General features: G+C 36.7%; 8 protein-coding genes and 1 pseudogene. 7 read left to right on the top strand and 2 right to left on the bottom strand.

Annotated elements, in window-relative coordinates:
- Nucleotides 1-7: 7 nt before the first annotated feature.
- From EKM63_RS11620 to EKM63_RS10550, 4 genes and pseudogenes are all read left to right on the top strand, one after another.
- Nucleotides 8-112: a hypothetical protein gene (locus EKM63_RS11620; protein WP_404825342.1), complete on the top strand. Its 105-nt coding sequence runs from the start codon at nt 8-10 to the stop codon at nt 110-112.
- Between the two features lie 59 nt (nt 113-171).
- Nucleotides 172-387 (top strand): annotated as a pseudogene (locus EKM63_RS10560) (L,D-transpeptidase); the annotation flags it as partial.
- A 248-nt stretch (nt 388-635) separates the two neighbouring features.
- The gene (locus EKM63_RS10555; protein WP_125706453.1) at nt 636-2,009 is read left to right on the top strand and encodes an Nramp family divalent metal transporter; all 1,374 of its coding nucleotides are present in this window, start codon (nt 636-638) and stop codon (nt 2,007-2,009) included.
- Between the two features lie 15 nt (nt 2,010-2,024).
- Entirely contained in the window at nt 2,025-2,633 is a 609-nt protein-coding gene (locus tag EKM63_RS10550) for a TetR/AcrR family transcriptional regulator (RefSeq protein WP_125706451.1), read from the top strand.
- Nucleotides 2,634-2,653: 20 nt separating this feature from the next.
- Here the strand turns inward: EKM63_RS10550 and EKM63_RS10545 are convergent, their stop codons facing one another.
- Nucleotides 2,654-4,366, bottom strand: coding sequence for a DUF6792 domain-containing protein (locus tag EKM63_RS10545; RefSeq protein WP_125706449.1), 1,713 nt, complete (start codon nt 4,364-4,366; stop codon nt 2,654-2,656).
- Between the two features lie 148 nt (nt 4,367-4,514).
- Between EKM63_RS10545 and EKM63_RS10540 the strand changes: the two genes are divergently transcribed.
- Both EKM63_RS10540 and EKM63_RS10535 read left to right on the top strand, forming a co-directional pair.
- Complete coding sequence (locus tag EKM63_RS10540) at nt 4,515-4,736, top strand: transcriptional regulator (protein WP_125706447.1); 222 nt, start codon at nt 4,515-4,517, stop codon at nt 4,734-4,736.
- A gap of 13 nt (nt 4,737-4,749) precedes the next feature.
- Complete coding sequence (locus EKM63_RS10535) at nt 4,750-6,855, top strand: ATP-dependent Clp protease ATP-binding subunit (protein WP_125706445.1); 2,106 nt, start codon at nt 4,750-4,752, stop codon at nt 6,853-6,855.
- A gap of 309 nt (nt 6,856-7,164) precedes the next feature.
- Here the strand turns inward: EKM63_RS10535 and add are convergent, their stop codons facing one another.
- Nucleotides 7,165-8,184 (bottom strand): adenosine deaminase, encoded by a 1,020-nt coding sequence (add, locus tag EKM63_RS10530; protein ID WP_125706457.1) that lies wholly within the window; start codon nt 8,182-8,184, stop codon nt 7,165-7,167.
- 213 nt (nt 8,185-8,397) lie between these two features.
- Between add and EKM63_RS10525 the strand changes: the two genes are divergently transcribed.
- Entirely contained in the window at nt 8,398-9,741 is a 1,344-nt protein-coding gene (locus tag EKM63_RS10525) for an NCS2 family permease (protein ID WP_125706442.1), read from the top strand.
- Nucleotides 9,742-9,832: the final 91 nt, after the last annotated feature.

Below are 9,832 nucleotides of genomic sequence, written 5' to 3'. Positions count from 1 at the left end.
AAGTGCAATAGACAATTGGATCCGTTACTACAATACGAAACGAATCAGATCATCCAACAACTGGTTAACCCCAAATGAGATGAGACTTTCGTATAAACAAAAAATCGTCTAATCACATATTGTGATTAGACGAATAAAATTTAAAATAAACTCCAATTAATGGGGTTCACTTCATCTGACGAGGGTGCAAACTATTGGACCTCTTTTAAAGATTGGGGAGTCTATCTTTTCCACACGGTGCCAACTGACAAAGCTGGAAACTATGTCGAAAGTGAAGCTGAAAAACTAGGAACTCCATCTAGCCATGGTTGTGTTAGATTAACTATTCCTGACGCTAAGTGGATCAATTCAAAGGTTCCTAGCGGTATGAAAGTAGTCGTAGAATAATTGATTTTAGCTTGGATGAAAATCCAAGCTTTTTTTATTTTAAAAAGTACTGTATTTTTATGAAATAAATGATATTATATCAATGGTCAATTGAGCGCACGCTCAACTTATTCATACAATTGCCTGTTCCAATAAGATATGCATGATTTAAGCGTACGCTCAATTACCGAAGACATGCGGAGATTACATCATAAGCAATAATTTATGGAGTCGCCGAATTTCTAAACCAATAGAAAAGAGGTTCTATTATGCAAGAAGCAGATAGAGTAGCACTTACGAAACAACAACGTGAAGAGGCTGTTGCTAACAGTAAGAGTCTTGACGAATTAAACGGTAGTATAGAGGTTCCTGAAAATTCAGGTTTCTGGAAAACTCTTAAAACATTTACCGGACCCGGAATTTTAATTGCTGTGGGTTACATGGATCCTGGTAACTGGATCACTTCGATTGCAGGTGGTTCGCAATTTAAATACAAGTTACTTTCAGTAGTTTTGATCTCTAGTTTGATAGCCATGTTGTTACAGTCAATGGCAGCAAAATTAGGAATAGTTTCTGGAAAGGATCTCGCACAATTAACTCGTGAGCGCACTTCTAAGCGCATGGGTATCCTTTTATGGATAATTGCTGAACTTGCAATTATGGCCACTGATATCGCTGAAATAATCGGTTCTGGTATCGCTCTAGAACTACTTTTCAATATTCCACTTATTATGGGTATTATTATCACTGCAGCAGATGTTTTGCTGTTGTTAGTCCTAATGAAACTAGGCTTTAGAAAAATCGAAGCCATCGTTGCAACTTTGGTTGCAGTTATTTTATTAGTTTTCCTATACGAAGTAGTTTTAGCAAAACCAGATACGCTAGGTATCTTGAACGGATATGTTCCAACACATTCAATTTATACAAATCATTCAATGCTTTACTTATCATTGGGTATCGTTGGTGCGACGGTAATGCCTCATGATTTGTACTTAGGTTCATCAATTTCTCAAACAAGAAGAGTTGACCGTAACGATAGAAAAGATGTTGCCAGAGCTGTTAAGTTTTCAACTATTGATTCAAATATTCAGTTGATAATTGCTTTTGTCGTTAACAGTTTGTTATTGATCTTGGGTGCAGCATTGTTCTTTGGAACAAACAGTTCACTAGGACGTTTCGTTGATTTATTCAACGCTTTAAGCAATAAACAAATCGTCGGTGCAATTGCCAGTCCATTGTTGAGCATGCTTTTCGCAGTCGCACTGTTGTCATCAGGACAAAGTTCGACCATCACTGGTACATTATCTGGTCAAATTATCATGGAAGGTTTTATCAGACTCAAGATGCCACTTTGGGCACAGAGACTTTTGACTAGATTACTTTCAGTAACACCAGTTTTGATATTCGCAATTTATTACCATGGTAGTGAAGCAAAAATTGAAAATCTACTGACGATGTCACAGGTTTTCTTGAGTATTGCATTACCATTTGCAATCATCCCATTGGTACTATTTACCAGTGATAAAAAAATCATGGGTGAGTTTGCAAATAAAAACTGGGTCAAATATACTTCCTGGTTTGCAACTATAGTCTTGATTCTATTGAATATTTACTTGATACTTCAAACTGTAGGAATTTTATAAAATACAGGGGGATACATGAAAAAGAGCGATGCAAAGCGAAATGATATTTTAAACGTTGCCCAAGGGATGTTTTATAAAAAGGGGTATGAAGCGACAACCACTAGAGAAATAAATAAAACTGTTGGTATATCTGATGGCTCACTTTACTATTATTTTCCTAATGGGAAACGTGAAATTCTCGATACGATCGTTAAAGAAGGTACCGTTAGTCGAATTGGCATAATCCGAGCAGATTTCAGTAAACTTGACTCAGTTGAAGATTTGGAACAAAGGTTGATCAAGTTCAATTCCAAAATTGTTGCCATTTTTAATGAAAAAAATAATTATCAATCATTTTTGATAACCGTTCGTGAACGCAACATTTTAACTGCTGAACAATCAAATTGGATATCTGGTTTGATGGATGAAAACGTTAAGAATCTAGCATCAGGTTTGCAAACCTTGGACATGTTTGAAATTTTAGTTGAGGCAGATTTTGTTAATTTAGCAGAAATAATTATTTCAATAATTCAAAAATCAATTTATGATGAGTTAATTATCAGAAATCATAAGCGAATAGATTCTGATGTTGTAAGACAGGTCAATGCCAAAATCCATTTGTTCTTAGAACTTATCTCAAACTAAAAATAACAGCCAAATGGCTGTTATTTTTTTACTCTTGGATTCTTTTTTAGAAAGTGTTTAGTCCCATAAATAATATGGAAATAAATCGATAGTTCCAACATATCTCGATTTAGACTACGTAAAAATGGCCATTCTCGACGTGAACTCTTCCAGACACTCGATTCAGTATCTTCATTAAAGTATTTACTTACGTCTTGAGGTTCATCCTTAAATATTCCCGATTTATACAGGTAATTTGAGTAGTCGAAGAAATACCGTGCAGTTTCAGGCTTGTCAATATCACGCCTGAGCAACTGCATTCTGTCCCAGGCAAATGAGATTCCTGACCTGAGAATTTGACGGCCAGTCGTATCGTTTTGAGTTCTTGCAAAAAACTCCCCAAACAATTTTTGGTAAGAATTGATTTCTCCAGAATCCAGATATTGTCTAGGATGAATTTTAAAAGGATATTTCCATTCACTAAAATTATATTCCCATTTTTGGCCGATCCAGATGGTATATGGCAGTTCATAAAATATTTGAGTCAGGTCTTGTTGGAAGCTCTCATTGATTATCTCTGGATATTCTCTCGGAAGTAACTTTCTTATTTCGTTATTCAATGCAGTGGTGATTGTTTTATCTTCCGTCAGAGTAAATAATCGTTCCCAATTTTTATCTGAAATCAAATCTGGTTTGAGTAATTTCACTTGTTTAAGCTGAATAGGGGCGGAATTGAGCGTATATCCCATATCAAAACAGTTGGATATGAGTTGCAGAGTTTGAACGAAATGGCCTCCAAGTGAATGGCCTAATCCATACATCTTACAGTTTTCGGGAACGACGTCTGTTAGATAATCCATGAATTTTTGAGCGGCATTCATTTGATCTAAGCCGATCTCATTACCAATCAAGATGGCATTGACGTTGTAATTCCAGTCTTTATAACCTTCCAAGATGAATTTTTCCATACGCTTACTTCTGGAACTTTCGGTATAATCCATATCTGCCTCAGTACCTTTGAAAGTTACGTAGCATTCACTTATATCGTCAATAGTTACCACATAGGCGATTCCTGAAAAACCAGATTCACCGGCCTCTGGGACAATATCTCTTGCATCATATGATTTTACAAAACTAGGGATACGTTGAACTTGTTGATAGATAAGATATTTCAAAAAGCTTTCTGGTTCAAAGTCTTCATATAAGTATCGGTCATAATCAAATTGCATCAGATCAGTTCGAAAATCCAAACTCTTTAATAATTCTTCAGCAACATATGGTTCGTTTCTTTTTGGTGACAATTCAGTTTTATGGGCGTGGATCAATACTTTCATTTGAGTAAGATATCCACGGCAAAGCGATAGACTCTCATCGTCTATCAAAGCGATGAGTTGCTTTAATTTGTTGATTTTACGATTACGACGGGGCATCGATAGAGAATTTTTTTTGTGTGTTTCGTCAATATTTTTGAGTTTTAAACCTTTTTCAATCAATTTGGGATGAAGCTCAGGATTTTGTTGAAAAATCTTATCTTTAACGTCGATTGCCTGATTTAACAAAACATTTGTTAGTCGTGTCTTTTCAGCATCCAAATATTGATAACTGAAATAAAGCCGCTTATTTTGAGGGAGCAACTTTTTACTATCTTTTTTGTTGAATGTTAATGGAATTGCTTTGTGTGCACGAAAATCCAGTAAATCAAATTGTTCATAAATTTTACTAAGCCGATCCATTGTCTTCAATAATTCTTTCATATTGCCACCATCGTTTTATAAATATCGTTACTCACATTCTAACAAAAAACTGTATAATAAGTTTATCAGAATTATTTCACATCTGTGGTATGTCACACTTGTAATATATCACAGATGTGCTATACTATTATTTGTGGAGGATAGCATCATGGAAATAGATATCAAATCGTACTTGAAGGATAACGGATTAACTATTTATATAATTTCAAAGAAGAGTGGCTATGGTTACACCACGCTCCACAAATCCTTCAACAAGAAACAATCGTCCGCCACATCATTAAACATTAGAGATATAGATGCGATCGCCAAGGCACAAGACGTCGAAATGTGGCGCGTATTACGTGAATTGGAGACGCACTATCTAAAGTGAGGGAGGCTTTTATATGGCTAGATCATTTTGGAACGACGATCCATTCTCAAACAATGACATGGATGAAATTTTTAACAGATTAATGGGTGCAAATAATCAAGGAAGTGCCGGAACTAAATATTATGTTAACGGTAAAGAATTGACACCTGAAGAATTAGCGGCATATCAAAAAGCAAGAACTGCTGGTAATGAAATACCAGTAGAAAGTAATCAACAACAACCAAAACAAAAAGATATTTTAAATAAACTTGGTCGTAATTTAACTCAAGAAGCTCGTGATGGTTTACTTGATCCAGTTATCGGACGTGATAAGGAGATTCAAGAAACTGCAGAGATATTGAGCAGACGTACCAAGAATAATCCAATACTAGTCGGAGACGCTGGTGTCGGTAAAACTGCTGTCGTTGAAGGATTAGCTCAGGCCATCGTTAAAGGTGACGTTCCTGAAGCCATCAAAGACAAAGAAATAATCTCAGTCGATTTATCATCACTAGAGGCTGGAACACAATATCGTGGCTCATTTGAAGAAAACGTGCAGAACTTGATCAAAGAGGTCAAGAAGGCTGGCAATGTAGTTCTATTCTTCGATGAGATCCATCAAATTATTGGAACCGGAGCTGCTGGTGGCGAAGATGGTAGTAAAGGTTTGGCGGATATTATTAAACCTGCGTTAAGTCGTGGAGATTTGTCCGTAATTGGTGCTACAACTCAAGACGAGTATCGTAACACCATCATGAAGGATGGCGCTTTAGCAAGAAGATTCAACGATGTTACAATCAATGAACCTAGTAAAGAAGCTTCAGTAGCAATTTTGAAAGGTATCCGTAGCGCATATGAACAACATCATCACGTAAAATTACCTGACGATGTTTTGCAGGCAGCTGTGGATTACTCAGTTCAATACATACCTCAAAGATCTTTACCAGATAAGGCTATCGATTTGATTGATATGACAGCCGCACATTTGGCAGCCAAACATCCAGTTACTGATAAAGTAAGTTTGGAAAAAGATTTGAAACAAGCTGAAGCGGATAAAGAATCTGCCGCACAAAAAGAAGATTTCGAAAAAGCTGCCAGTTTGAAGAAAAAGATTGAGGATATCAATAAAAAACTCAATAGTGGCGACGCTGAGCCTGAAGAAACTGTCGCTACGATCAATGACATTGCTGAATCTGTCCAAAGATTAACTGGTGTTCCTGTTTCTCAAATGGGCACTTCTGATATAGAAAGACTCAAGGGAATGGGAGACAGACTAAAGAGTAAAGTTATTGGACAAGACGAAGCTGTTGACATGGTGGTTCGTGCCATTCGTCGTAACCGTGCTGGATTCGATGAAGGTAATCGCCCAATCGGTAGTTTCTTATTCGTCGGACCAACTGGTGTTGGTAAAACTGAATTAGTTAAACAATTAGCTGGTGATATGTTCGGTAGTAAGCGAGCAATCGTTCGTTTGGACATGTCAGAATATTCTGATTTAACGGCTGTATCTAAGTTGATCGGTACTAGCGCTGGTTATGTTGGATACGAAGATAATGGAAACACATTAACTGAACAAGTAAGACGTAATCCTTATTCAATCGTCCTTTTGGATGAAATTGAAAAGGCAAATCCACAAGTTTTAACTTTATTGTTACAAGTTATGGATGATGGTCGTTTGACTGATGGGCAAGGTAATGTGGTCGACTTCAAGAACACAATTATTATTGCTACATCAAATGCCGGATTCGGTAATGACAGTAATAAAGATGAAAAACTGATGGACAAATTAGCTCCATACTTTCGTCCTGAATTCTTGAATAGATTCAATGGAATTGTTGAATTCAGTCACCTTTCAAAGAAAGACTTGAATTCTATCGTTGATTTATTGATTGACGATGTGAATAGAAATCTTGCTAAGAAACATATCACTTTGAAGATCAGTCCTGAAGCTAAGGAATGGTTGATCGACGAAGGTTATGACGAGGCTATGGGTGCAAGACCTTTACGTCGTGTTATCGAGCAACAGATCCGTGACAAGGTTGCTGAATTCTATTTGGATAATATTGATGTTAAGGATTTGCGTGCTGATTTGGTTGACGGTACTATTCGGATTAGCCAAGCTGCTGCGAAAGCTGCATAGTGGTGGTTTTGCTGCCGATTCCGAGAAAAAATCGATTTCACGGCTGGAACGTAGCTGGTACACTTGGAATCTTTTCATAATACGAAAAGTTTTCAAGCTGCACCTGTTACTAAGCCGAGTTCCTCGACTAAGTAACAAATAGCTACTGAGCCGAAATCGATTTTTCCTCTACATCTAGGTAAGTATTATCTTTCTTGATAATAGTGATACTTAACTTTGATTCATTAATCAGATAAATTAAAAAGAGGTTGAACAATTAATATTTTCAACCTCTTTTTGTGTGCACTGATATTTATTATTATTTTTGATTTATTCGAAGTCTTCTACGAAGTCATCAATTTGTTGTAGGTAAATTGCTTTTTGTTTGTCGCTGATCCAAGATGTTTCAAAAGAATTTCTTGCTAGTTGGACTATTTGTTCTGGCTTTAGTTTGTATTCTGCAGCCAATGCCTCGTAGTTATCTGCTATGTAACCGCCGAAATATGCTGGGTCGTCAGAATTTACTGATACCTTTACACCTTCGTTTAACAATTCGATGATTTCTTTTCCTTTTAGATCGCCACTGATGAAATCATTTGATAGTGGACAAGATGTTAATCCTAAGTGAATGTTATTTACCCAGTCTACTAAATCTTGATCTTCTACGATGTTGGTTCCGTGGTCTAATCTTTCAACGTTGATTATTTCTAATGCTTGTTTTATATGTTCAATCGAGTCGACTTGGTCAACATCTGCGTGCATTGTTATTCGATATCCTTGGGCAATTGCTGCGCTGAAAGGTTGGGCAAATTTTAGTGGGGGATTGTGATGTTCGTCTGAATCTAATCCTATTCCTAGGATTTTATTTCTGAACGGCTGTGCCTGCTGTAATAGGTCACTGGCGGATAAGGCCGACATATCTCGTAGAAAACACATTATTAGGTGTGCATCTATATCAAAGGCTCTGGCATCAACACAGGCTTGGTAAAATCCATCGACCACTGTGTGCAGGGGAATTCCTCTAACTAGATGTGCTTGTGGATCGAAAAACATTTCCACGTGACGTACACCATCGGCTGCTGCGTGATGTAAGTAAGTTATTGCAAGTTCATAGAAGTCCTCTTCAGTTTGTAATACGGCCATTCCTGGATAGTAGACTGCTAGAAATGATGCAAGATCATCATAATGGTAGGATTCTTCAACATCTTCAATGGTTGTCTGTCCAATATCGATATGATTTTTCTTAGCTAATTTCAATTTTAATTCAGGTTCCAAAGTTCCTTCAAGATGAACGTGAAGTTCGGCTTTTGGTAATTCATCAATAAATTCGCGTGAAACTTTTTTTGGCATCATTTTTAAATTACTCCTTTATTAATTCTTGACTTTATTAATCAAAGATTAATGGATTCCTATAAGGAATACAAGCAATAAAATGATTAAATTATTAATATTCCCGAACGATATAGAAATATTTGTTTGAAAGGTTCACGTTTTACTTGTAAAAGATACATTAATTTGCGATACTGAAGATATTCAAATAGTAATATTAAGGGGCGAATAATTTTGGATTTACCAAACAATAAGAAGAATCTAAGCTTCATTGAACGCTTATTTCATCTTGAAGAAGCAAAAACTAATGTTAGACGCGAAATTTTAGCTGGGATCACTACTTTCGTTTCTATGGCATATATTTTGTTCGTTAATCCACAAGTTTTAGGGGAAGCTGGAATGGACAAGGGTGCTGTATTTACAGCCACTGCTCTTTCAGCAATTTTGGGTTCAGTATTGATGGCGTTACTTGCCAATTATCCAATCGCAATTGCTCCTGGACTTGGAGATAATGCATTTTTTACTTATTCTGTCGTGCTGGCGATGGGTATTCCATGGCAAACTGCAATGGCCGGAGTTTTAGTATCAAGTGTGATTTTCTTGATAATCTCATTATTGAAGATTCGTGAAATTGTTATTGATGCGATACCGCATGACTTGAAACTAGCGGTAGCAGCAGGTATCGGTATCTTTATTGCATTCGTTGGATTGCAAGGTGGTGGCTTGATCACTGCAAGTAAATCAACATTAGTAACAATGGGATCCTTTACCGTTCCTACTACTTGGCTGACTATCTTTGGACTAGTCGTAACAGGTGGTTTAATGGCAAGAAAAGTTCCTGGATCAATTTTTATTGGTATGATTTTAACAACTATTTTGGGATTGGTAACGAAACTTATTCCATTACCAACTCACGTAATTTCAAGTATTCCAAGCATGAAACCAACTTTCGGTGTCAGCGTGGCTCACTTGCCTGATATCCAGCAACCTCAATTATGGGCGGTCGTGCTGATTTTCCTATTAGTCGCCTTCTTTGATACTGCTGGTACTATGATTGGTTTAGCGGAGCAAGCTGGATTTATGAAGAATAACAAAATGCCTCGTATTGGACGTGCTTTGATGGCTGATTCCGTTTCAATGCTTGGTGGTGCATTTATGGGAACAACTCCTACAGCTGCTTACGTTGAGTCTTCAGCAGGTATCGCAATCGGTGGTAGAACGGGTTTGACTTCGTTGACTGTCGGAGTATTGTTTGCAATTGCAATGTTCTTCTCACCGCTATTGTCAGTCGTAACAACTAACGTTACTGCGCCCGTCTTGATCATCGTTGGTATTTTGATGGCACAATCGATGAAAGGTATTCATTGGGAAAAATTCGAAATTGCTATGCCGGCTTTCTTAACTATTGTCGGAATGCCTTTGACATATAATATTTCTTACGGAATCGCATTTGGTTTCATTGCATATCCATTAACAATGATGGCAGCAGGCAGACGTAAAGAAGTTAATTTGACGATGTATATACTATTTTTCGTCTTTATATTATTGCTATACATAATTAATGTCTTACCTAAATAATTATAGAAATAACGATCATTTTGAAATAAGTGGTCGTTATTTTTTTAGACATTTTAATACGAACGTGCATTCGATTTTAGAGTATGCTATG

It is taken from the genome of Companilactobacillus mishanensis, from assembly GCF_003946505.1.
In the GTDB taxonomy this organism is placed as follows: Bacteria; Bacillota; Bacilli; order Lactobacillales; family Lactobacillaceae; genus Companilactobacillus; species Companilactobacillus mishanensis.
This window is presented reverse-complemented; position numbering and strand designations above follow the sequence as displayed.